This is a genomic window from Pseudomonas entomophila L48 (genome assembly GCF_000026105.1).
In the GTDB taxonomy this organism is placed as follows: domain Bacteria; phylum Pseudomonadota; class Gammaproteobacteria; order Pseudomonadales; family Pseudomonadaceae; genus Aquipseudomonas; species Aquipseudomonas entomophila.
Genome location: NC_008027.1, coordinates 3,737,043 through 3,760,017, shown reverse-complemented (window position 1 = coordinate 3,760,017; position 22,975 = coordinate 3,737,043). Strand labels below are relative to the sequence as shown.

21 protein-coding genes are annotated in these 22,975 nt (G+C 64.5%); 10 read left to right on the top strand and 11 right to left on the bottom strand.

Features of this window, described 5'->3' with window-relative positions; all coding sequences use genetic code 11:
• Positions 1 to 2 precede the first annotated feature (2 nt).
• From PSEEN_RS16100 to PSEEN_RS16090, 3 genes are all read right to left on the bottom strand, one after another.
• Positions 3 to 665, bottom strand: a complete 663-nt coding sequence (locus tag PSEEN_RS16100; RefSeq protein WP_011534613.1) for a lysoplasmalogenase — start codon at positions 663 to 665, stop codon at positions 3 to 5.
• A 236-nt stretch (positions 666 to 901) separates the two neighbouring features.
• Positions 902 to 2,227, bottom strand: a complete 1,326-nt coding sequence (gene aceA, locus PSEEN_RS16095) for an isocitrate lyase (RefSeq protein WP_008096174.1) — start codon at positions 2,225 to 2,227, stop codon at positions 902 to 904.
• 496 nt (positions 2,228 to 2,723) lie between these two features.
• Complete coding sequence (locus PSEEN_RS16090; RefSeq protein WP_193383908.1) at positions 2,724 to 3,488, bottom strand: secretin N-terminal domain-containing protein; 765 nt, start codon at positions 3,486 to 3,488, stop codon at positions 2,724 to 2,726.
• A 308-nt stretch (positions 3,489 to 3,796) separates the two neighbouring features.
• Between PSEEN_RS16090 and PSEEN_RS16085 the strand changes: the two genes are divergently transcribed.
• Positions 3,797 to 5,239 (top strand): SulP family inorganic anion transporter, encoded by a 1,443-nt coding sequence (locus PSEEN_RS16085; RefSeq protein ID WP_011534611.1) that lies wholly within the window; start codon positions 3,797 to 3,799, stop codon positions 5,237 to 5,239.
• Positions 5,240 to 5,330: 91 nt separating this feature from the next.
• Here the strand turns inward: PSEEN_RS16085 and fusA are convergent, their stop codons facing one another.
• Complete coding sequence (fusA, locus tag PSEEN_RS16080) at positions 5,331 to 7,442, bottom strand: elongation factor G (protein ID WP_011534610.1); 2,112 nt, start codon at positions 7,440 to 7,442, stop codon at positions 5,331 to 5,333.
• Positions 7,443 to 7,510: 68 nt separating this feature from the next.
• Positions 7,511 to 7,939, bottom strand: a complete 429-nt coding sequence (locus PSEEN_RS16075) for a hypothetical protein (protein WP_011534609.1) — start codon at positions 7,937 to 7,939, stop codon at positions 7,511 to 7,513.
• Between the two features lie 205 nt (positions 7,940 to 8,144).
• Between PSEEN_RS16075 and PSEEN_RS16070 the strand changes: the two genes are divergently transcribed.
• Positions 8,145 to 8,447 carry a hypothetical protein gene (locus tag PSEEN_RS16070; RefSeq protein ID WP_011534608.1) on the top strand — a complete coding sequence of 101 codons (303 nt, stop codon included), beginning with the start codon at positions 8,145 to 8,147 and terminating at the stop codon, positions 8,445 to 8,447.
• 3 nt (positions 8,448 to 8,450) lie between these two features.
• Here the strand turns inward: PSEEN_RS16070 and PSEEN_RS16065 are convergent, their stop codons facing one another.
• Both PSEEN_RS16065 and gcvA read right to left on the bottom strand, forming a co-directional pair.
• Positions 8,451 to 9,701: a 2-aminoadipate transaminase gene (locus PSEEN_RS16065; protein WP_011534607.1), complete on the bottom strand. Its 1,251-nt coding sequence runs from the start codon at positions 9,699 to 9,701 to the stop codon at positions 8,451 to 8,453.
• A 230-nt stretch (positions 9,702 to 9,931) separates the two neighbouring features.
• The gene (gene gcvA, locus PSEEN_RS16060; RefSeq protein WP_011534606.1) at positions 9,932 to 10,828 is read right to left on the bottom strand and encodes a transcriptional regulator GcvA; all 897 of its coding nucleotides are present in this window, start codon (positions 10,826 to 10,828) and stop codon (positions 9,932 to 9,934) included.
• A 252-nt stretch (positions 10,829 to 11,080) separates the two neighbouring features.
• Here gcvA and PSEEN_RS16055 point away from each other — a divergent pair, with 252 nt between their 5' ends.
• The 6 genes from PSEEN_RS16055 (at position 11,081) to PSEEN_RS16030 (ending at position 16,182) form a co-directional block, all read left to right on the top strand.
• Entirely contained in the window at positions 11,081 to 12,466 is a 1,386-nt protein-coding gene (locus PSEEN_RS16055) for an amino acid permease (protein ID WP_011534605.1), read from the top strand.
• Between the two features lie 188 nt (positions 12,467 to 12,654).
• Positions 12,655 to 13,143 carry a PaaI family thioesterase gene (locus PSEEN_RS16050; RefSeq protein ID WP_011534604.1) on the top strand — a complete coding sequence of 163 codons (489 nt, stop codon included), beginning with the start codon at positions 12,655 to 12,657 and terminating at the stop codon, positions 13,141 to 13,143.
• A gap of 518 nt (positions 13,144 to 13,661) precedes the next feature.
• Positions 13,662 to 14,057, top strand: a complete 396-nt coding sequence (locus PSEEN_RS16045; RefSeq protein WP_011534602.1) for a DUF4398 domain-containing protein — start codon at positions 13,662 to 13,664, stop codon at positions 14,055 to 14,057.
• Between the two features lie 10 nt (positions 14,058 to 14,067).
• The gene (locus PSEEN_RS16040; RefSeq protein ID WP_011534601.1) at positions 14,068 to 14,841 is read left to right on the top strand and encodes an OmpA family protein; all 774 of its coding nucleotides are present in this window, start codon (positions 14,068 to 14,070) and stop codon (positions 14,839 to 14,841) included.
• Between the two features lie 104 nt (positions 14,842 to 14,945).
• Positions 14,946 to 15,494, top strand: coding sequence for a GNAT family N-acetyltransferase (locus tag PSEEN_RS16035; protein ID WP_011534600.1), 549 nt, complete (start codon positions 14,946 to 14,948; stop codon positions 15,492 to 15,494).
• Positions 15,487 to 16,182, top strand: coding sequence for a glutathione S-transferase N-terminal domain-containing protein (locus PSEEN_RS16030; RefSeq protein ID WP_011534599.1), 696 nt, complete (start codon positions 15,487 to 15,489; stop codon positions 16,180 to 16,182). The genes PSEEN_RS16035 and PSEEN_RS16030 overlap by 8 nt, the downstream gene beginning before the upstream one ends.
• Before the next feature lie 78 nt (positions 16,183 to 16,260).
• On the opposite strand, the gene PSEEN_RS16025 is transcribed toward PSEEN_RS16030, so the two are convergent.
• Positions 16,261 to 17,877, bottom strand: a complete 1,617-nt coding sequence (locus PSEEN_RS16025) for an inorganic phosphate transporter (protein ID WP_011534598.1) — start codon at positions 17,875 to 17,877, stop codon at positions 16,261 to 16,263.
• 128 nt (positions 17,878 to 18,005) lie between these two features.
• Between PSEEN_RS16025 and PSEEN_RS16020 the strand changes: the two genes are divergently transcribed.
• Positions 18,006 to 18,401 carry a DUF488 domain-containing protein gene (locus tag PSEEN_RS16020; protein WP_044488232.1) on the top strand — a complete coding sequence of 132 codons (396 nt, stop codon included), beginning with the start codon at positions 18,006 to 18,008 and terminating at the stop codon, positions 18,399 to 18,401.
• Between the two features lie 15 nt (positions 18,402 to 18,416).
• On the top strand, positions 18,417 to 18,848 hold the full coding sequence (locus tag PSEEN_RS16015) for a GNAT family N-acetyltransferase (protein ID WP_011534596.1): 432 nt from the start codon (positions 18,417 to 18,419) through the stop codon (positions 18,846 to 18,848).
• 22 nt (positions 18,849 to 18,870) lie between these two features.
• Here the strand turns inward: PSEEN_RS16015 and PSEEN_RS16010 are convergent, their stop codons facing one another.
• The 3 genes from PSEEN_RS16010 to PSEEN_RS16000 all read right to left on the bottom strand — a co-directional run bounded on the left by PSEEN_RS16010 (position 18,871) and on the right by PSEEN_RS16000 (position 22,975).
• Positions 18,871 to 20,364 carry a right-handed parallel beta-helix repeat-containing protein gene (locus PSEEN_RS16010; protein WP_011534595.1) on the bottom strand — a complete coding sequence of 498 codons (1,494 nt, stop codon included), beginning with the start codon at positions 20,362 to 20,364 and terminating at the stop codon, positions 18,871 to 18,873.
• Between the two features lie 14 nt (positions 20,365 to 20,378).
• Positions 20,379 to 21,488: a polysaccharide lyase gene (locus PSEEN_RS16005; protein ID WP_011534594.1), complete on the bottom strand. Its 1,110-nt coding sequence runs from the start codon at positions 21,486 to 21,488 to the stop codon at positions 20,379 to 20,381.
• A 92-nt stretch (positions 21,489 to 21,580) separates the two neighbouring features.
• Positions 21,581 to 22,975 carry an alginate O-acetyltransferase AlgX-related protein gene (locus PSEEN_RS16000; RefSeq protein WP_011534593.1) on the bottom strand — a complete coding sequence of 465 codons (1,395 nt, stop codon included), beginning with the start codon at positions 22,973 to 22,975 and terminating at the stop codon, positions 21,581 to 21,583.

Below are 22,975 nucleotides of genomic sequence, written 5' to 3'. Positions count from 1 at the left end.
TTCTAGCAGCTTCCGAGGCGGCTCGCACCGCTCTGGGTCAATACTTGTGCAGTTGAGTGCCGCATGACCGAGGCGGCGATCAGCCACTGCCCAAGCCAGTAGCAGAGGATGATCAGGTACTCGGCGGCGGCGAACGGGCTGACGAAGCGGTCGATGCCGATCAGGCTGTCGGAGAACACGAAGGCGCAGGCACCCAGCGCGGCCAGGCCGCCGCAGGCGAGCGCGCGCCAGAGCATGGCGCCGATGGCCAGGGCGTAGAACGCCACCGGTATGAGCAGTGGACCGAGGCCGTGGCTGGCGAGCAGGCTGAACAGCGAGCCGCCGACCACCAGGGCGAAGGCCAGGGCCGGGTAGTTTGGGCGCAACGTGAGCGTGCAATAGCCGCGCAGGTAGGCCAGGTGCGCGCAGAGAAACGCGGCCAGGCCGAACACGAACAGGTCGTGGGGGATGGCCAGCAAGATGTCGCCAAGTACCGAGAAGGCCAGGCCGAGCATGATCCAGCGGCGGTAGGGCGTGGCGGGTGTTGTGCTCAGCCAGGCAATCAGGGCCAGCACCGGAATGGGCTTGACCAGCAGGCCGAGCAGCGCGTTGTCGCTCGCCAGTGCATATAGATAGCAGGCGGCGGCTGCGGCGGCGATGAGGAACAGGTGGCCAGGGCGGGGCATGGGCAGTCCTTGCTATGGGGTAGCCTCAAGCTTAGACCTGATCCCGGATATTGCCCGTTCGCACCTGTTTGCCCAGGCCTGCCTCGAACCGTAGGAGCCAGCCTTGCTGGCGAAGCAGGCGACGCGATGGATGGCACCGGCTGTGCCGGTGTTCGCCGGCAAGGCCGGCTCCTACAGGCGAACAAAAAAAGGCCCAGGGCTTTCGCAAGCCCTGGGCCTCTTTCAGCAAGCCACTATCAGTGGAACTGCTCTTCCTCGGTCGAGCCGGTCAGGGCGGTCACCGACGATGCGCCACCCTGGATCACGGTGGTCATGTCGTCGAAGTAGCCGGTGCCGACTTCCTGCTGGTGCGCCACGAAGGTGTAGCCTTTGCTGGCGTCGGCGAACTCCTGCTCCTGCAGCTTCACGTAGGCGGTCATGTCGTTGCGGGCGTAGTCGTGCGCCAGGTTGAACATGCCGTGCCACATGTTGTGGATGCCGGCCAGGGTGATGAACTGGTGCTTGTAGCCCATGGCCGACAGCTCGCGCTGGAACTTGGCGATGGTGGCGTCGTCCAGGTTCTTCTTCCAGTTGAACGATGGCGAGCAGTTGTACGACAGGATCTGGTCCGGGTATTCCTTCTTGATCGCTTCGGCGAAGCGACGGGCTTCGTCCAGGTCCGGCTTGGCGGTTTCGCACCAGATCAGGTCGGCGTACGGGGCGTAGGCCAGGCCGCGGGCGATGGCCTGGTCGAGGCCGGCACGCACCTTATAGAAGCCTTCACGGGTACGCTCGCCGATCACGAACGGCTGGTCGTACGGGTCGCAGTCGCTGGTCAGCAGGTCGGCGGCGTTGGCGTCGGTACGGGCCAGGATGATGGTCGGCACGCCCGAAACGTCGGCGGCCAGGCGCGCGGCCACCAGCTTCTGCACGGCTTCTTGCGTGGGGACCAGGACCTTGCCGCCCATGTGGCCGCATTTCTTCACCGAGGCCAGCTGGTCTTCGAAGTGCACGCCGGCGGCGCCCGCTTCGATCATGTTCTTCATCAGCTCGTAGGCGTTCAGCACGCCGCCGAAACCGGCTTCGGCGTCAGCCACGATCGGGGCGAAGTAGTCGATGTAACCATCGTCGCCTGGGTTCTTGCCGGCTTTCCACTGGATCTGGTCGGCGCGACGGAAGGCGTTGTTGATGCGCTTGACCACGGTCGGTACCGAGTCGACCGGGTACAGCGACTGGTCGGGGTACATCGACTCGGCCGAGTTGTTGTCGGCGGCAACCTGCCAGCCGGACAGGTAGATGGCCTGGATGCCGGCTTTTACCTGCTGCACTGCCTGGCCGCCGGTCAGGGCGCCCATGCAGTTGACGAAATCTTTTTCTGGGCGGAAGGACGGGTGGGCACCTTCGGTGACCAGCTTCCACAGTTTTTCTGCGCCTTGGCGAGCAAAGGTGTGCTCTGGCTGCAGCGAGCCACGCAGGCGAACGACATCAGCGGCGGTGTAGGTACGGGTCACGCCTTTCCAGCGCGGGTTTTCGGCCCAGTCTTTCTCGAGGGCTGCAATTTGCTGTTCGCGTGTCAGTGCCATGGAAATAAACCTCGTCGCATCGATCTTGAGTGTAATTGTGCTGATGCTCGGATACGCGGGTCAGAGGGCCTGGCGGCTGTGCTGTCCGGGGGAGTGCGGCGGCGAACGGAGGAGGTGCGAAGGGGAAGGGTGTGCAGGCCAGGCGAAGGTGTGCCCTGCAGGTCGGCTCGTGGTTGCCTTGCTGCGGTGCGACGCGATTGCCAGAACTGCGGTGATGCGCTTCCGTCCCTCGGGACAACTTCTTCGTTGCAGTCGCAATCCCGTCGAACCGCCTTATGGGCCGTATGGACACGAAGCGCCTCCGCGGGTGGTGGGGAGGGCGCTCCGAAGACCCTTGCCAGGGCCTCTGATTAGCGGGAGCGAGGCCATCATGCCTTTGCCAAAAAGAGCCTGTCAAATGTTTTGTAGTGCTTTTTTGCGCTTACTACATCTTTGGTCTAATGCGACTCTGCGGTCAGTTTCAAGGCCTTTGGTCGAGGCCTTGAATTGCCTGGATTCAGTCGAGAAGGTCGACTTTGACACGCAAAGTCATGTTTTCACCGCGCTGGGTGCTGTAGGTGCGGCTTGACGCACTGATATCGGCTTGGCTCTGCTGGTTGTATCCGGCCAGGGTGATCCACTCGCCGAGCTTGCCGGTGACGGTCGTGTCGGTGCTTTGTACCTTCACTACATCGGGGCGCTCCTGGCTCATGCGGTCGTTGTTGGTGCTGATCTGCAGGCGCACCGTGTCGCCGCTCAGGCGTGGCGTGACATAGAAACCCTGGGTGACGTTGCGGTACTCGGTGTTGGTTTGCAGGCGCCCGTAGCCGTCGGTGGCGGTGCTGGTGATCGGGACGCTCTGGCCGACCTGGATCAGCGCTGGCTGCCCCTCGCTGGCTTGCACCTGCTGCATGCCGCCATCGCGGTTGCTGGTGCCGTACTGGATGACCCGTGCGTTGCCGTGGTTGTCCTGGAAGTTGCTGTCATTGTTGTCGACGCTGATCAGCAGGCGCTTGGGCGCGGTATCGAGTTGCTGCAGCAGGCTGCGCAGGTCGTCGATGCGCTCGGGGGAGGCGTTGACGATCAGCTTGTCCTCGAAGGTGCTGACGGTGCCGTCCTTGCCCAGGAAGGACTGGGCGGCGGGCAGCAGTTCGGCGCTGCCGCGGTGTTGCAGGGGGATGACCTCGGTGGCGGCCTGGGCGGTTAGGCTGGCGGCCAGCAGCAGGGAGGCGATGAGGGGGCGTAGCGGCATGTCCATGATCTCCGCGGGTGGAATGAACATGATGGCAAATTTGTCGGCATCTTGCCGGGCCTGGATCACAGGCACATGAAAGGGTGGGGTGGTGACTGGCTGCTGCGAGGCAAATTCCGTAACATCAACCCTCGAATTTCAGTTTCACCCGCCCATTGATTTGGCACGCCCCCTGTAGGAGCGGCTTTAGCCGCGATCACCCGCGAAGCGGGTGCCGGGCACCGCGTGGCCTGCATCGCGGCTAAAGCCGCTCCTACAACGGACCCCGGCGCAGCCCGAAGGGCGGGCAATCTCCCACAAAGAAAGTGTGTCGCCTTCGCCTCCTGCACAGGACCCTCATGAAACCTGCTCGTCTACGCGCCGACCTGCTCGCCGGCCTCACCACCTCGTTCGCCCTGGTGCCCGAGTGCATCGCCTTCGCCCTGGTGGCCCACCTCAACCCGCTGATGGGCCTGTATGGCGCTTTCATCATCTGCACCCTGACCGCGCTGTTCGGTGGCCGCCCGGGCATGATCTCCGGCGCAGCCGGTTCCATGGCCGTGGTCATCGTCGCCCTGGTGGTGCAGCACGGTGCCCAGTACCTGCTGGCAACGGTGCTGCTCGGCGGGGTGGTGATGATCCTGTTCGGCGTGTTGCGCCTGGGCAAGCTGGTACGCCTGGTGCCGTACCCGGTGATGCTCGGCTTCGTCAACGGCTTGGCCATCGTCATCGCCCTGGCCCAGCTGGAGCACTTCAAGGAGGGCGGCCACTGGCTCAGTGGTACGCCGCTGTACCTGATGATCGGGCTGGTGGCGCTGACCATGCTGGTGGTCTACTTACTGCCAAAGCTGACCCGGGCGGTGCCGCCGGCACTGGTGGCGATCCTCGGTGTCGGCCTGCTGGTCTACCTGCTCGGCCTGCCGACCCGCACCCTCGGCGACATGGCGCACATCGCCGGAGGTTTGCCGCAATTGGCCCTGCCTGATGTGCCCTGGGACCTCGAGACCCTGAAGATCATCGCGCCCTATGCATTCCTGATGGCCATGGTCGGTCTGCTGGAAACCCTGCTGACCCTCAACCTCACCGACGAGATCACCGAGAGCCGCGGCTACCCGGACCGCGAATGCGTGGCGCTGGGGGCGGCCAACATGGTCTCGGGCCTGTGCGGTGGCATGGGCGGCTGCGCGATGATCGGCCAGACCGTGATCAACCTGAGCTCCAATGGGCGTGGGCGGCTTTCTGGCGTGGTAGCCGGGGTGATGATCCTGCTGTTCGTGCTGTTCCTGTCGCCGCTGATCGAGCGTATCCCGCTGGCGGCGCTGGTGGGGGTGATGTTCGTGGTGGCCCAGCAGACGTTTGCCTGGGCCTCCTTGCGGGTGTTGAACAAAGTGCCGGTGAGCGATGTGCTGGCGATTGTCGCGGTGACAGTGGTCACGGTGTTCACCGACCTGGCCATGGCGGTGATGTTCGGGATCGTCATCGCCGCGATCAACTTCGCCTGGCAGCATGCGCGGGAGCTGTATGCGGACAGCCATGAGGACGGCGAGGGCGGCAAGCGTTACCAGGTGCATGGCACGCTGTTCTTTGCCTCGACCACGCCGTTCCTGAACCAGTTCGACCCGGCCAACGATCCGGTCAAGGTCACCCTGGATTGCCAGCACCTGAGCTTTGTCGATTATTCGGCGATTGCGGCGTTGCAGACCTTGCGTGAGCGTTACGCCAAGGCGGGCAAGCAGCTGCGGGTGGTGCACTTGTCGGAGCGCTGCAAGAAGCTGCTCAAGCGGGCGGGGGAGCAGCATTGAGAGCGCGTGGTGCCTGAGCTGGCGGGTTCGCCGGCAAGCCGGCTCCTACTGGATCGCGTTGTAGGAGCCGGCTTGCCGGCGAACCGCATCATCATTCTCCGCGGTTCTTCTTGACGATGGCATCGGCAATGCTCGCCGGTGCCTCGGCATAGCGGGTGAACTCCATCGTGTAGCTGGCCCGCCCCTGGGTCATCGAGCGCATCGAGGTGGCGTAGCCGAACATCTCGCCCAACGGCACCTCGGCGCGGATCACCTTGCCGGCCGGCGTCTCGTCGCCATCCTGGATCATCCCCCGGCGCCGGCTCAGGTCGCCCATGATGTCGCCCTGGTACTCCTCGGGCGTCACCACCTCGACTTTCATCACCGGTTCCAGCAGCACCGCGCCGCCTTTCTGCGACAGCTGCTTGGTGGCCATCGAGGCGGCGATCTTGTAGGCCATCTCGTTGGAGTCGACATCGTGGTACGAACCGTCGTACACCGCGGCCTTGAGGTTGATCAGTGGATAACCGGCGAGCACGCCGTTCTTCATCTGCTCCTCGATGCCTTTCTGGATGGCCGGGATGTACTCGCGCGGGACCACGCCGCCGACGATTTCGTTGACGAACTCCAGCCCTTCCTTGCCTTCATCGCCCGGGGCGAAACGGATCCAGCAATGGCCGTACTGGCCACGACCGCCCGACTGGCGAACGAAGCGCCCCTCGATCTCGCAGGTGTTGCGGATCTTCTCGCGGTAGGCCACTTGCGGCTTGCCGATGTTGGCCTCGACGTTGAACTCGCGGCGCATGCGGTCGACGATGATGTCCAGGTGCAGTTCGCCCATGCCCGAAATGATGGTCTGGCCGGTCTCTTCGTCGGTCTTGACCCGGAACGACGGGTCTTCCTGGGCCAGCTTGCTCAAGGCGATGCCCATCTTCTCCTGGTCGCCCTTGGTCTTCGGCTCCACGGCCACCGAGATAACTGGGTCGGGGAAATCCATGCGTTCGAGGATGATTGGCTTGTCGATATCGCACAGGGTGTCGCCGGTGGTGACGTCCTTCATGCCGATCAGCGCGGCGATGTCACCGGCACACACGTCCTTGATCTCGGCGCGCTGGTTGGCGTGCATCTGCACCATGCGGCCGATGCGTTCCTTCTTGCCCTTGACCGAATTGAGCACCGCGTTGCCGGAGCTGAGCACACCGGAATACACCCGGGCGAAGGTCAGGGTGCCGACGAATGGGTCGGTGGCGATCTTGAAGGCCAGGGCCGAGAAGGGCTCCTTGTCGTCGGCATGGCGCTCCAGGTGCTTGTCTTCGTGGTCCGGGTCGGTGCCCTTGATCGCCGGGATTTCGGAAGGGGCGGGGAGGTAGTCGATCACCGCGTCGAGCATCAGCGGTACGCCTTTGTTCTTGAATGACGAGCCGAGGATGGTCGGCACGATTTCATTGGCGATGGTGCGCTGGCGTAGGGCTGCCTTGATTTCATCGATGGTCAGCTCCTCGCCATCGAGGAATTTCATGGTCAGCTCGTCGTTGGCTTCGGCCGCTGCTTCGATCATGTGCGCGCGCCATTCATCGGCCAGTGCCTTGAGCTCGGCCGGAATTTCTTCTTCGCGATAGCTGGTGCCCTGGTCGGCGTCGTTCCAGTAGATGGCTTTCATCTTCACCAGGTCGATCTGGCCGATGAAGTTTTCCTCGGCGCCGATGGCTAGCTGGATCGGCACCGGGTGGTGCCCCAGGCGCTTGTCGATCTGCTTGACCACGCGCAGGAAGTCCGCGCCCTGGCGGTCCATCTTGTTGATGTAGGCCAGGCGCGGCACATGGTACTTGTTGGCTTGGCGCCACACGGTCTCGGATTGCGGCTCGACGCCGTCGGCGCCGCTGAACACCACCACCGCGCCATCGAGCACACGCAACGAGCGCTCCACCTCGATGGTGAAGTCGACGTGGCCGGGGGTGTCGATGATGTTGAAGCGGTACTTGTCGGCGAACTGCTTGGTCGAGCCCTGCCAGAACGCGGTGGTGGCCGCCGAGGTGATGGTGATGCCGCGCTCCTGCTCCTGGGCCATCCAGTCCATGGTCGCGGCGCCGTCGTGCACCTCGCCCATCTTGTGGTTGACCCCGGTGTAGAACAGGATCCGCTCGGTGGTGGTGGTCTTGCCGGCATCCACGTGGGCAACGATACCGATGTTGCGGTACAGCTCGATGGGGGTCGTGCGGGCCATGGTCGGGTCACCTGTGGGTGAGGATTCTCCCAAGGTAGCAGAGCGGGAGAATCCTGCCGGGGCGACCGTCAGTCGGCGAGCACCTGCAACTGCCACTGGCCATCGACTTCGCGCGCCAGGCCGCTGGCAGGCAGCAGGGCCAGCAGGCGTTCGTGCAGGGCGGCTTCGGTGAAGGCTTTCAGGGTGGTCATGTCCAGCACGCCGACGGTAATCAGCTCAGCCTTGGTGTAGGACAGCCAGGCCTTTTTCAGTGCCATCAGCACGTCGCTGCCAGTGGTGCTGGCGAAGCGGCGGTGCAGGGTGCGGCCTTCCAGTTCGAAACTGTGGCGGTGCTCGTAGCCGCTCTCGTCGCCGGCGCCCTCGACGCAGCGGTGGCAGCGGCAGGGGCCGTCGCCGAAGGCGTTGCGCAGGTAGCTGTTGAAGTCCACGACGGGCTTGAGGGTCAGGCGTTTGTCGACCTCGAACAGGTCGGCGATCAGGGGTTGTTCGGCGCTCACTCGGTATCCTCGCGTGGTGTGGCGTGCATCGGCGGGCACCCTAACAGATCGGGGCGGGCGAGGCCATGTGCATCGGCGGCTCCCACGGGCAATGCGCAGATCCGTAGGAGCCGGCTTGCCGGCGAACAGGTCGTTGCAGACAACCAGGTGTGGCTGCCGTACCCTAGGCGCCGTTCTACCATCCACTCCACCCGAGGTAACCCGCTTGAGCACCAAGTACCCGTACATCGCCACCGTGACCGTCAGCGCCGAAGACCGTGGGGGCGATACCGAGGCTTCGGAAAACACCAACATGCGCGTCGGCCTCGAGGCGGTGACCGAAGTCCTGAAGAAGGTGCATTTCGTCGGTACGCTCGCGGCACCGGAAAAAGGCGCCACGCACATCTGCGTCACGCTGGAGAACGGCTTGACCTACTACGGCTTGATCGTCAACGGCCACGCCGAACTCGAAGGCGGCTGGATTGCCTTCGAGTGCGACATGCCCACCCCCGAAGAGCTGGGCCTGTAACGTTCAGTTCAGTTCCATGAGGCACTGCTCGAGGATGTCCAGCCCTTCCTCGAGCACTTCAGGCTCAATGGTCAGTGGGGCCAGCAGGCGGATGATGTGCCGTGCCTTGCCACTGGGCATCAGCAGCAAGCCTCTGCTGCGAGCCGTCTCCAGCACCTTGGCCAGCAGCGCCGGTGCCGGGCTGCCGTCCGGGTTTACGAACTCGAGCCCGCGCATCGCGCCGGTACCTGTCAGGCGTCCGAGCCCGGCACACACGCCAGATGCCTGCCAGCGTGCATGACGCGCCATGATGGCCTGTTCCTGGCGCTCGCCCCAGGTGGCGATATTGGTGTCGGTCATCTGCGCTAGGCTCGCCAGCGCCGCCGCGCAGGCGATCGGGTTGCCGGAATAGGTGCCGCCCAGCCCGCCCTTGGGCAGCGCGCCCATGATCGCCTGTCGCCCGACCACCGCACCCAGTGGCATGCCACCGGCAATGCTCTTGGCCAGCAGCAGCAAGTCCGGTTCGATACCCAGCCTGGGGAAGGCAAAGCGCTGGCCGGTGCGGCCAAAGCCGGACTGAATCTCGTCGATGATGATCAGGATCCCGTGCTCGTCGCAGAAGCGCCGAAGGGCTTGGGCGAAGGCGGGGTCGAGGGCGAGGAAGCCGCCTTCGCCTTGCACCGGTTCGAAGATGAACGCCGCCACGTCCTCCACCGCCAGCTCCACGCTGAACAGGCGCTCCATGGCTTTCAGTGCCTGCTCGCAGCTCACGCCGGTGTCCGGGCTGGGGTAGGGCAGGTGATAGACCGGGCCGGGCAATTCGCCCACACGCTGCTTGTACGGCGCGACCTTGCCGTTGAGGTTGAGGGTGGCCAGGGTGCGTCCGTGGAAACCGCCGTCAAAGGCGACGATCGCACGCTTGCCGGTGGCGGCGCGGGCGACCTTGAGGGCGTTTTCCGCCGCTTCCGCGCCGCTGTTGGTGAGCATGCCCGCCAGTGGGTAGCTGACCGGGACGAACTGGCGCAGGCGCTCCATCAGCTCCAGGTATGGGCCGTGGGGCGCGGCGTTGAAGGCGTAGTGGGTCAGGCGCGTGGCCTGCTGCTGGATCGCCTCGACCACGGCGGGGTTGCAATGGCCCAGGTTGAGCACGCCGATACCACCGACGAAGTCGATGTAGCGCTTGCCATCGGTGTCCCAGACTTCAGCGTTGCGGCCATGGGAAAGTGTGATCGGGTGAACGATGGCGATGGATTGGCTGATACTTTCCGGGTTCATGTACGCGCGGCCTGTTTTTCGAATTAGTCATTATCGAAACGTGCCGGGTCTATATTTCGCAAACGAATTAATTGATTGCAGTCATTCCTTTAATTCGTGACCAAGGCTGAAAGCTGTGTTGCTGTTGCTGGCCTCTTCGCGGGTGAACCCGCTCCTACAGGTCTCCCACAAGGATCGCGCAAGGCTTGTCTGGGTGGGATTTATCCGCGAAGGGGCCTGTACAGGCGACATCAATCCCCCTCGGCCACCCGCTCGCGAATCCACTGCACGAACGCCCGCACCTTGGGCACCTCGGCCGCATGCTCGGCATGGGCCATGAAGTGCCGGCCGTTGCTTGCCAGCGGATGATCCCAGGCCACCACCAGCTTGCCTTCGGCCAACTCCTCGGCCACCAGGTAACGTGGGATCAGGGCGATACCACACCCGGCGATGGCGGCGCGAATGCACAGGTAGAAGGTGTCGAAGCGCGGCCCGTGGTAGCTGTTCTGGCTGTGCAGGCCCAAACCCAGGAACCACTCGTGCCAGGCCTCCGGGCGCGAGGCGCATTGCAGCAGGCGGTGTTCGGTCAGGGCCTCGGCGCTGGTGAAGCGCTGCTGCGCCAGCAAGCTGGGTGCGCATACCGGCAGCACTTCTTCACTGAACAGTTCGATGCAGGTTGCCCCCGGCCAGGTGCCCTGGCCGAAGAAAAAGGCGATGTCGGCCTTGGCCTGTACCAGATCGAAGGGCTCGAGTTCGTTGCGGATATCCAGGTGGATACGCGGGTGGCGAACACCGAAGCCCTTGAGCCTGGGCACCAGCCAACGCGCACCGAAGGTGGGCTGGGTGGCGATGCGCAGCACCTCGGTCTCGTCGCCGTAGCTGAGGATGTAGCGGCTGGAGATGTCGATCTGGGTGAGGATCTTGTTCACTTCGGCGAGGTAGAGCGCGCCTGCCGGGGTCAGGTGCAGGCGCCTGCGGATGCGCTGGAACAGTGGGTGGGCCAGCATCTCCTCGAGCTGCGCCACCTGCTTGCTGACCGCGCTCTGGGTCAGGTGCAACTCCTGCGCGGCACGGGTGAAGCTCAGGTGGCGGGCAGCCGCCTCGAAGCATTGCAGGGCGGTGGTGGAGGGCATCAGACGTCTGGACATGGCGAGGTACTACCCAGCGAAAATGGAAGAAGTTCAATCCATGAGGGAATGATGTGCTTCGAAAAGGTCGTTTGTTGAGTCGGCGCCATAGATTAATACTGACCTGGATCAACAATGACAACCCATTGTTCAAAGAGGGGGAAAGTTAGCGACCGGCGTTTCACAACAACAACAACGAGCAACTCCGACCTACAGAATTCTGCTTCAACTTTCAGTCGTCCTTGCGGCGGCCGACCCATTCGAGGGTTCCCCATGGCATCGCCAGACCACAAGAAACAGCGCTCCCTGCAACACGGCCTGACCTCGCGTCAGGTGTCCATGATTTCGATTGCCGGCATCATCGGCGCCGGGCTGTTCATCGGCTCTTCCAATGCCATCGCCACCGCCGGCCCGGCCATTCTCATCTCCTACGCCATGACCGGCTTGCTGGTGTTGCTGGTGATGCGCATGCTTGGCGAGATGGCCATCGCCAACCCCAACAGCGGTTCGTTCTCCACCTACGCCAGCGAGGCCATCGGGCCGTGGGCGGGCTTCACCATCGGTTGGCTGTACTGGTGGTTCTGGGTGCTGATCATCCCGGTCGAGGCCATCGCCGGCGCGGATATCCTGCATGCGTACTTTCCGGGCGTGCCGTCCTGGCTGTTCGCCTTCCTGATCATGGTCGTGCTGGCGGGCAGCAACCTGGTCAGCGTGAAGAATTTCGGTGCGTTCGAGTACTGGTTCGCCCTGGTGAAGGTGGTCGCCATCATTGCCTTCATCGTGGTCTGCAGCCTGGCGGTGTTTGGTTTCTGGCCGCTGGCCGACGTCTCCGGTGTCAGCCGGCTGTGGGACACCGGCGGCTTCATGCCCAACGGTTTTGGCACAGTGCTGGGGGGCGTGTTGATCACCATCTTCTCGTTCTTCGGTGCCGAGATCGTCACCATCGCCGCCGACGAGACCGCCAACCCCAAGGACAAGATCCGCCGCGCCACCAACCTGGTGGTGTACCGCATCGCCATCTTTTACCTGGCGTCGATCTTCCTGGTGGTGTCGTTGGTGGCGTGGAACGACCCGGGGCTCAAGGCGGTCGGTTCGTTCCAGCGGGTGCTGGAGGTGCTGAACGTGCCGGGTGCCAAGCTGCTGGTCGACCTGGTGGTGCTGGTGGCGGTGACCAGTTGCATGAACTCTGGCCTGTACACCGCCTCGCGCATGCTGTATTCGCTGGGGGCCCGTGGCCAGGCGCTGGGCATGACCAAGCGTATTTCCGGTGCCGGTGTGCCGACGGTGGCGGTCGTGCTTTCGACGTTGGCGGGCTTTGCCGGTTGCCTGGTCAACTATGTGTTTCCCGGCAAGGTGTTCGGCTTCCTGTTGTCCACCACCGGTGCCATCGCCCTGCTGGTGTACCTGGTGATCGCCGTGTCGCAACTGCGCATGCGGGCGCGCGCCGAGCGTGAGGGCCGGCCACTGGAACTGAAGATGTGGCTGTTCCCATGGCTGACCTGGCTGGTGATCGGCACCATCGTCATGGTGCTGGGCTACATGCTGTTCAGTGACGCCTACCGCTACGAAACGCTGATGACCGCCGGGGTGACACTGTTCATCCTGCTGGTGTCGCTGACCCAGCGGCGCAATCGGGTCCCGGCGTTGCTCAACACCTGACAGCCGATGCGATCCCTGTAGGCGCCGGCCTTGCCGGCGAACACCGGCACAGCCGGTGCCAGCCTCCGCGTTGCCTGGCTCGCCAGCAAGGCTGGCTCCTACCTGGAAACGGTATTGACGCAGGCGTGGGACGTGGCGCTACCATCGGCCAGTGCTGCCTGCCCAACTCCAACAAGCAAAGGACGCCCATGACCGATTCCCTGCAACGCCTCGCCGCCCCCGAAGGTATCTGCTACGGCTGCGGCTGCGCTCACCCCAGCGGCCTGCATGTGCAGAGCCACTGGGACACCGATAGCATTCACCTGCTATGCCGCCACACTCCCGACGAGACCTTCACCGGCTGGCCGGGCCTGGTCTATGGCGGCTTGCTGGCGATGCTGGTGGACTGCCATTCCAACTGGACCGCCATGGCCTATCACTACCGCGCCGAAGGCCGCGAGGCCGGCAGCCTGCCACGGATCGACTGCGTCACTGGCCAGCTCGGGCTGACTTACCTCAAACCGACGCCGATGGGCGTCGAGTTGCTGCTCAAGGCGCGGGTCGAAGGCGAGGTCGGGCGCAAGAGCCGGGTGATCTGCGAGGTCTGGGCCGGTGATGTACTGACGGTGCTCGCCGACTCGGTGTTCGTGCGGGTCGACACCGAAAAACTCAAGCTCAAGGCCCACCAGCAGGGTTAGGCCCTGGGCGCCTGCTTTGTCCGTGTGGGCTGACCGTATCCGTTGCGGTCGGCCTACAGCACGGCCTCCCACCTGATATTTCTGTCATTAGACGCCAACCAAGCCGAAATCCTACCGTCAGCAAGCGCCGTTTCGACGTGACGATTGCTCGGACTGGAGGCGGCATCATGCCCAACGGAAATACCCTGCTAGACGGAATAGAACCCAACCCCGCTCGATACCTGCAAGGCACAGGCCGGGCCGGGAGGAGAATGGCCAATCGCCTGTCGAATTTCCTTACAGCCTAATTGCGAAAAGTCCTATTCGACCGCTGGTTCGCTGGGAATAGTCTGATGCCGTTTTCGCAACAGTCTGTCTTGGGTGCTCGCGTATTCCTGATGCCGGAAAGGACTCCGTCTCCGCGTCGCAGCCGGTTTTATGACGAGAAACCAAGACATTTCCTACGTATTCAGTCCAATTCCGGTGATGAGCGAAGCTCGCCGATCGCCGGTTCGCGTACGCAGCACAGGAGTTTTTCCATGCGTGTCCGTTTTAACCGCAAGATTTTGCCGCTGGCCGGCCTGCTCATGATCATGGGCGGCTGTGCCAGTGTCACGGTCCCCACCGAGCAGATCGAACTCACCCGCAGCGCTGTCAACCGCGCGGTCGCCGCCGATGCCACGCAATACGCGCCGGTGGAGATGCGCGCCGCCCAGGACAAGCTCGGCGCCATGGATCGTGCCTTCGGCGAGAAGCGCTACGAGCAGGTCCGCACCCTGGCCCAGCAGGCCGAGGCCGATGCCCGCCTGGCCGAAACCAAGGCCCGGGCACAGCGCACCGTAGAACAGCTGAAAACCGCGGAAAAAGGTATCGAGGTGCTCAAGCATGAAATGCTCACCGAGCCGGGTGCCGTCCCAACGAAATCTGGCCAGTAAGGAGCCGAACATGTCGAAACGTTATCTGCTGCCGGCCATGTCCGTGCTCGCCCTGGTGATCGCCGGCTGCGCCGCGACCCCGGAAAGCCCGCGCCTGGTGGAGGCCCGCGAAGCCTTCTCGGCCCTGCAGGGCAAACCGGAGTCTCATCGTATCGCCGCCTTGGAAACCCAGCAGGCGCAAGCCGCGCTGGGCAAGGCCGAGGAGGCCTCGTTGGTCAGCCGCAAGTCGCCCGAGGTCGAGCAGCTGGCCTACCTGGCCAACCGCAGGATCGAGACGGCCGAGGAAACCATCCGCCTGCGCACGGCCGAGGCTGGCATGCGTGGCATCGAAGCCCGGCGTGCCGAGGCGCGCCTGGAAGTCCGCACCGCCCAGCTCAATGCACTGAAGGCACTCAAGGGCAAGGAAACCGACCGTGGCACCGTGGTGACCTTCGGCGATGTGCTGTTCGACACCGGCCGCGCCGAGCTGCGCAGCCACAGCCACGACGATATCCAGCGCCTGGCGCAGTTCCTGCGGGATAACCCTGAGCGCAAGGTACGGGTCGAGGGCTTCACCGATTCCACCGGTGGCGACGCCTTGAACCTGCGGTTGTCGGAGAACCGTGCGGCGGCCGTGGCCCACGCGCTGCGTCGCCAGGGTGTGGACCCAGCGCGTATCGTCAGCGCCGGTTACGGCAAGGCGTCCCCTGTGGCGAGCAACGCCGACGCGCACTCGCGTCAGCTCAATCGCCGGGTGGAGGTGATCGTTTCCCGCGACGCGGAACCGGTAAGGACGCGTTACTGAGGTTTGGAGGCGATCCGGTGCAAACCGGGTCGCCTTTTCATTTGCACCGCCCCGGCGGGGCTGGCATTGTCGGAGGCGATCCGGACGCCCGACAGGATGTTGCCATGCCCTACCAGATCCGCCCGGCCCGCGACGCTGACAGCAGCGCCCTGAGCCATGTCGGCCAGGCCACCTTCGCCCTGGCCAGCCCTCCCGACAGCGCCCCCGCCGCGCTGCAGCACTATATCGCCCACAACCTTCAGCCCGAGCATTTCCTGATGCACCTGCAGCATCCGCACAAGCGCCTGCTGGTGGTCGAGCAGGCGGGGCAGGTGGTGGGTTACAGCATGCTCGACCTGGCGCCTGGCCGCCTGGACATCACCGCCGCCTACCATCGTGTGGAGATCTCCCGCTTCTATCTGTTGCCCAGTGCCCATGGCACGGGTGCTGCGCAACGGCTGCTGGAGGCGACCCTGGTCCACGCCCACGGTACGGTGCGCCTCACCGTCAACGAGCTCAATGCGCGGGCCATCCGCTTCTACCAGCGCAATGGCTTTCGCAAAGTGGGGGAGGCGGTCTTCCCGTGTGGCGAGGAGCGCCATCGTGACTGGGTGATGGTCAGGGATGCCGCGTTGTCCACCAACCCTATACAACCAAGGCCTGAACATGACTGATCTGTCCGCGTTCTCCATTACCCGCAAGTGGCCGGCCCAGCACCCCGAGCGGCTGCAACTGTATTCACTGGCCACGCCCAACGGTGTAAAGGTCTCGATCATGCTTGAGGAGATCGGCCTGCCGTACGAAGTGCACAAGGTCAGTTTCGAGACGGACGACCAGCTGAGCCCCGAGTTCATCTCGTTGAGCGCCAACAACAAGATTCCGGCGATCCTTGACCCGGATGGCCCCGGTGGCCAACCGCTGCCGTTGTTCGAGTCGGGGGTGATCCTGCAGTACCTGGCCGAGAAGAGCGGTCAGTTGCTGAGCCACGATCCGGCCCGGCGCTACCAGACGCTGCAGTGGCTGATGTTCCAGATGGGCGGCATCGGGCCGATGTTTGGCCAGGTGGGCTTCTTCCACTTCTTCGCGGGCAAGGACTACGAGGACAAGCGGCCGCGGGATCGTTACGTCAACGAATCGAAGCGCTTGCTGGGCGTGCTGGATAGGCACCTGAAGGGGCGTGAATGGATGGTGGACGCGTACAGCATCGCCGATATCGCCATCTTCCCCTGGGTGCGCAACCTGGTGGAGCGCTACAACGCGCGGGATTTGGTGGGGTTCGATGAATTCAAGGAGGTTCAGCGGGTGCTGGCCAACTTCCTTGAGCGCCCGGCGGTGCAGCGTGGTTTGAAGATTCCAGGCTGAATACTTGCCCTTGTAGGAGCCAGCCTTGCTGGCGAACGGCGGTGTATGCGGTTCGCCAGCAAGGCTGGCTCCTACAGGTCAGAAGAGCTGGTTGAGCAGCCAGTACAGGCTCCCGGCCAGCAGCATCGCCGCTGGCAAGGTCAGCACCCAGGCCATCAGCAGGTTGACCAGGGTGCGTTTCTGGATGCCTGAGCCATTGGCCACCATGCTACCGGCCACACCGGAGCTGAGCACGTGGGTGGTCGACACCGGCAGCCCGAACATGTCCGCCGCACCGATGGTGCACATCGCCACCACCTCGGCCGAGGCGCCCTGGGCATAGCTCAAATGGGTCTTGCCGATTTTTTCACCCACCGTGACCACGATGCGCCGCCAGCCGACCATGGTCCCCAGGCCGAGGGCGATGGCCACTGCCACCTTGACCCACAGCGGGATATAGCGGGTGGCGTCGTCGAGCTGGCGCTTGAACAACTGCACATGACGGCGGGTGTCGGCGTCGAAGCGGGCCAGCTGGTGCTTGTCGAGCAGGCGGATCGCCTCGCTGGTCAGGTACATGTCGTTGCGCACGTTGGCCATGGCCTCGGCGGGCACACGCTTGAGTGAGCCGTAGCCTTTGACTTCCTCGCCGATCATGCCGGTCAGCTTGGCCAGGGCGGGGACCAGTTCCGGGCTGGCCTTGGGCGCGCTGATGAAGTCGGTCAGGGCCTGGCGCGGGTCGTCGGGCGCCGGCTGCGGCGCGTTGCGCACCAAGGCCTGGCGGGTCACTTCGGCAACCGCCGAGAACTGCAGGGCCTGCTCGTTGGGCATGGTCTTGTTCAGCGCATAGGCCATTGGCAGCGTGCCGACCAGGATCAGCATGATCAGGCCCATGCCTTTCTGCCCGTCGTTGGAGCCATGGGCGAAGGACACGCCGGTGCAGGTAAGGATCAGTACGCCGCGGATCCACCAGGGCGGCGGGGTCTGGCCTTCCGGCGCCTGGTACAGCTCCTGGCGCTTGACCAGCGCGCGCAGGGCCAGCAGCAGCAGGGCGGCGCAGGCGAAACCGATCAACGGCGAGAACAGCAGGGCGTAGCCGACCTTGCTGGCCTGGGCCCAGTCCACCCCGCTGGTGCCATCGCGCCCGTGCATCAGCGCGTTGGCCACGCCCACGCCGATGATCGAACCGATCAGGGTGTGCGAGGAGGAGGCCGGCAGGCCCAGCCACCAGGTGCCCAGGTTCCAGATGATCGCCGCCAGCAGCAGGGCGAAGACCATGGCGAAACCAGTGGTCGAGCCCACCTGCAGGATCAGCTCGACCGGCAGCAGGGCGATGATGCCGAACGCCACCGCGCCGCTGGAAAGCAATACGCCCAGAAAATTGCACAACCCGGACCACACCACCGCCACCGGTGCCGGCAGCGAGTGGGTGTAGATCACCGTGGCCACGGCATTGGCGGTGTCGTGGAAACCGTTGACGAATTCGAAGCCCAGGGCGATCAGCAGGGCCAGGCCCAGCAGCAGGAATGGGGTGGCGGTGGTGACCACGGTGCCGCTGGCGCTGACGTCCTGTTTGAGGCTCCAGAAGGTGTAGGCCAGGCCGGTGAGAAGCAGGCCGATGAACAGGGTGAGGGTGGCGCGGCTGGGTTTGTGAGCAAGCTGGGGGCGTGAATTGCGGTGGGTCAGTTGCGGCTGGCTGGCCAGTGACGGGGTTGCCATGGGGGCTCCGGTTGGCGTCGGGCAAGGGTGCCGAAGGCTTTCAGCATAGAAACAATTCGTTACTAGTGCGTGACCTCGGTCAATGAACACCCTAGGCTTGCTGGAGTGAGATGTCGCACAGGTGCCCGATGATTCGATGCAAGCGTGTCTCCGAAGCGGCATTGCCGAGCGATGGCCAGCGCGTGCTGGTCGATCGCCTGTGGCCGCGCAACATGCGCAAGGATGAGCTGCAGGCGCTGTGGCTGTGCGAGGTGGCGCCTTCCGACGCACTGCGCAAGGCGTTCCATGCCGCAGAGCTGGATTTCGCCGGTTTTACCCTGTGCTACCAACAGGAGCTGGCCGCCCATCCCGAGCACTGGTACCCGTTGTTGGACCTGGCCGACAAGGGTGTCTTGACCCTGCTGTATGCCGGCAAGGACACCGAGCACAACAATGCCCAGGTACTGGCCCGCTGGCTGGAAGACGAACTGGAGCGGCGTGGTCCGGGCAGCTCGCCGGTTTGCTATGCCCCTGAAACCCCCTGACCTGTGTGTTCGATAATGCCCCTTCAACTGATCCCCGCCACCGATAGCCACCGCACCTTCGCCCGTGACCTGACCCGCCGCGCCATGCTGCCGTACTACCGCGAATTCGACTTGCTATGGATCGAGGAAGCCTTCGACGAGGCCTGGGGTTGGCGCGAGCAGTGGCTGGTGGTCGAGTACGACCAGGTGCTGGGCTTCTGCAGCCTGAGCCAGGACCGCCAGGCGTTGTACATCCGCGAGTTGCACCTGCTGCCTGAACATCGTGGCCGGGGTATCGGCGGCTGGGTGCTGGAACACCTGGCCAGCTGGACGGCGCAGCGGCGCTTGCCGTTGCTGCGCTTGACGGTGTTCAGCAGCAACCCGGCGCGGCGCCTGTACCAGCGCCGGGGTTTCGTCGAGGTGGGCATGGACGAATGCTTTGTGCGGATGCAGCGCCCGGTGGCTTGATGCGATCCTTGTAGGAGCGGCTTCAGCCGCGATCACCCGCGCAGCGGGTGCCAAGCACCGCGTTGCCTGCATCGCGGCTGAAGCCGCTCCTACAGTGACACACTCGGATAATCTGGCTTCGCGCCACCGTTGCCTCCAGCACCTGCCCCTGCAACGGCAGCAGGTCGCCAATCAGCAGGTTCTGCAGCAATGCCTTGCCATCGAAAGTATTACGCCCCAGCTCGACCTCCCGAACCCCCTCGACCCGCATCACCGCCTTGCCTACCTGCCCCAGGCGATTGCCGCTGATCAGCAGCGGCCCTGGCAACGGCGCGGCGTTGCGCAGGCTGACGGCGTACTCCTGGGTATTGCCGATGCGGTTGCCTACCAGCGCGAACGCCGCAACTTCACTGGCGTCAACCGCGCTACCCTGGCTGCTGGCCAGCAGGTTGTCGTCGATAAGCAAGGGGGCTGACGGGGTAGGCGCAAGGTTGCGCAATTGGATGCCATTGCCGCGGCTGTCGCCGATGCGGTTGCCGGCCACCAGCACGGCGCCGCGCTGCTCGCTGATTTCGATGGCCGCCTTGGTGGCGCCGAGGATCAGGTTGTCCTGCACGCTTGCCCGGGTTTGCCCGCGCAGGCGCACGCCGCTGTTGTTGGCGATGCCACGCAACTGGTTACCGCTCAGGCTCAGCTGGCTGTCACGGACGTCGATGGCGTATTGCTGCGAGTGCTCGAACTGGCTACCTGTGATGGTCGCCTGGCTGTGTTGCAGCTCAACGGCGCTGGACAGCTCGTTGAACTGGCTGTTCTCGATCAACACCGTGGCCGGGCGGGTGGTGCTCGGCTGCTGGGTACTGAGCGCAGTGCTCAAACCACGGGACAGGTTGGCGTTGTAGCCCAGGCGCCTGAGCGTAGAGTCGACCACTTGGGTGTGGCTGCCGGCCCAGGCCATTACGAACGGCCGCCAGGCGCGGTCGGTGTTACTTGGCTTGTCGCCGGCCATGCTTTCCACTGTCGAGTGGTTCAAGCCCAGCCAGCCCTGGTTGATCAGGGCGGTGCCGGAGACGGTGTAAAGGTAGAGGTGCGTGTCCTCCAGCACCAGGCCGGCATCTGGCCCGATCATCAGCGGATAACTCAACAGGTAGCCATCTTTATAGCGCTTGAGGATACGGGCATCGTTCAGCGCATCATGCAGTTGCGCCAGGGTGATGCTGCCCCCTCGCAGCATCACGGCCTGCGGATGGTGTGCCTGGTAGCCGGCGATGGCGCGGAACAGGCCGTTGTTGACGAAGGGCTCGAACGGCCAGCTGCCGGCCTGGGACGAGAACATTGGTTGCAGGGTGACGCTGGCGCGGCCTGGTGGTTGTGGGCGGGTGGCCTGTTCGAAGGCCACGGCCTGGTGCGCTTGCTGACGCAGCTCAGTCAGTTGTCGTTGGTGTTGCTCCAGAGACAGGGTTTCGATGACGGGCGCAGCCTGGACGGTGCTTGCCAGCAGCAGGGCGGCCAGGCAGTAAAGGCGGGTAAGGGGGGCCATGGGAGCATCCTTGTTCAAGGCAGGTTGGAATAGGCCGGCTTCAGCGGGCCGCCGATCTGGCTGTAGTTGTCCACCTCGCCATCTTCTTCGTCGTACAACTGGCGGGCCAGGCGATGGCCGGGCGCTCGGGCGAGGAAGGGAATCAGCCAGGCCAGCTTGTAGGGGGCGACCCTGGCTTGGTGCTTGCCCTTGAGCTCGGGCAGGGTGTCCGGTTCGAGCACGCTGCGGGCGGCGAAACGGGCCAGGCGGTCCAGGGTCTGCTGGTCGTCGTCGCTCCAGGCCAGGCCGTTGACGCGGGCCGATTCGCTGAGCAGCACCAGGGGCACCAGGGCGTACTGGCTGTAGTTGGCGGCCAGCTTGCTGCGCGCCACTTCAAGCGGCAGGTAGGCATAGTCGCCACGGCGCACGGCCTGGGCCAGGCCCCGGCGCAGGTTGCCGTCGGCCCAGCGGATGAAATCATCACGGCCCACCAGCATGCCGGTGGCGGCCACCGCCCACGCGGCCCAGTAGTCGTGATTGTTGAAGTACACGGTGGTGGAGGTTCGCCGTGGATCGTATTCACGAATCACCTGTTCGCCGAGCAGGGTGAACCATTGCTGCTGCGTGGCGCTCAGCCGTACCTTGCCATCGGCGGCGGCCTGGGTGAGCAACACGCTGCCGGCCATGGCGGCCAATGCCCATTTGCGCGCGGCCATGCCGGTGTTGCTGGCGTCCGGTGCGAGCAGGGCGCCGGCCTTGGCCCAGTGCTCCAGCCACTGGGCCTGGCAGGCCAGGGCGAGGTTGGCTTGCTTGGGCTTCTTTGCCTGCTGGAAGCGTTTGCCGGCCTGGACCAGGCCGGCGATGAACGGCTTGATCTGCCCGGCGATGCGTTCGCTGTCGGTGTCGGGGCTGGCGCGCAGGGTGGATTTGCTGGCGTCACGCGGGTCGTACTTGCTTTGCAGTTGCAGGCTGCCGGTGTAGGGCGGTGGGGGCTCCTTCGGGCAGGGCAGGGTGCGGTAGTCGGCGATCATGGTCGATTGCGGCGTGGCGCGAGGGGGCCAGATCGGTTGGGCCGCTTGGGCTTGGGGGAGCAGCAAGGCCAGCATGATCAGGGTTGAAAGGCCTGGGGCCGCTTTGCGGCCCATCGCCGGCAAGCCGGCTCCTACCCCAGGTGTGCGATCCCTTGTAGGAGCCGGCTTGCCGGCGATGGGCTGCAAAGCAGCCCCAACGCTTCCGATCACAGACATAGCCGCGTCTCCACTTCGGTAGCGGCGGTGCCGGCCTTGGTCGGCTCGAGAAACACCGAGAGCAGGTTGGCGCCGGCGAACTCAGGTGCCTTGCTCAGCTCCAGGTAATACTGGCCACCGCTCACCGCCGCCTCACGGCGGAACCACACCTTGTCGCGGGCGCCGTTGTCGTAATAGACGATGAGGTAGAAGTCCTTGACGTTCCTGTCGCTCAGGCGGATATCGAGGAAGCCGTTGGACAGGGCCTGGCGTGCACTGCCGGCATTGCTCAACAGCTCGATACGTTCGCCGACCGTCAGCGCCGGGCGTTGCAGCTTGGTGGCCAGCACGGCTTGCGACGCCTTGCAGCCCCCTTGTATCGCCGGCACCAGTTGGCGGTACATCAAGGGTGAATCCAGCCGGTAGTTGGCCGGCAGTTCCCAGATGATCAACTTGGGCGGCGCCGCGGGCTTGTAGTCGGCAGACAGCAGGTACTCCAGCAGCGAGCCGTCCTCGCCCACGCCGGGCAGGGCGTAGTTGAGGATATCCACCTCCAGGTACTGCTTCAGGTAGCCGTCGAAGTTGAACTGCTTGCTCTCGTCCTCACGGGCCGCGGCGTTGCTGTCGCCGACCAGGATCACCTCGGGGTCGGGTGCGTCGTCGAACAGGGCCTCGCTGTCGTTGGCCACCGGCACGGTCTGGTAGCCGCGCACGTACTGGAAACCGTAGTTGTTGCCGCAGATGTAGCTCAAGGCCAGGTTCAGCGTGCCATCCTTGGGCACCATCACCCCGGGCTCGGTGTGGTACTGCTTTTTCGTCAGGCCAGCATAGAACGGTTGGCGACGGATCTCCTCGGCCATCAACCTGGCCGTGGCTTCGGCGCCGGCTGGGGTCCAGTGGTGGTCGCGGCGGAAGAAATACTCGCCCTTGGGCGGCTGGCGCACCAGCTGCATCATTGGCGCCACCACCGCGCCGCCCTGGCGCAGTTGCCCCAGATAGGCGTCAAGGTTGCGGCTGGCGCGGTCGTAGTCGAAGCCGTGCAAATGATCGGGTTGGAGCTTGTCGCGGTGCATCAGGCCACGGGTCGGCTGGATAGCCATGGCCACCTGGATGCCCTGGCGGTGAAACGTGGCCATCAACCGGGCGAACTCCGGGCGCATGGGCGCGGGGATGCCGAAATCGTTGGTCAGGTCGACCATCGAGCGGAACAGCCAGCGCGCCTTGCCGGGGACGATCTGGCGCATCAGCTTCATGCGCCCTTCGGCATAGTGCTGCGGTTCGGCCAGGGCCGGGCAGGCCATGCAGCGCAGGTTCTCACAGCCGGGCGTGGCGGGTTCGGCGGCCTGGCCCGGCAGGCTGAGCAGCGCGAGGGTGGCCGCCAGGCCGAGGGGGAGGAGGGTGTTCAT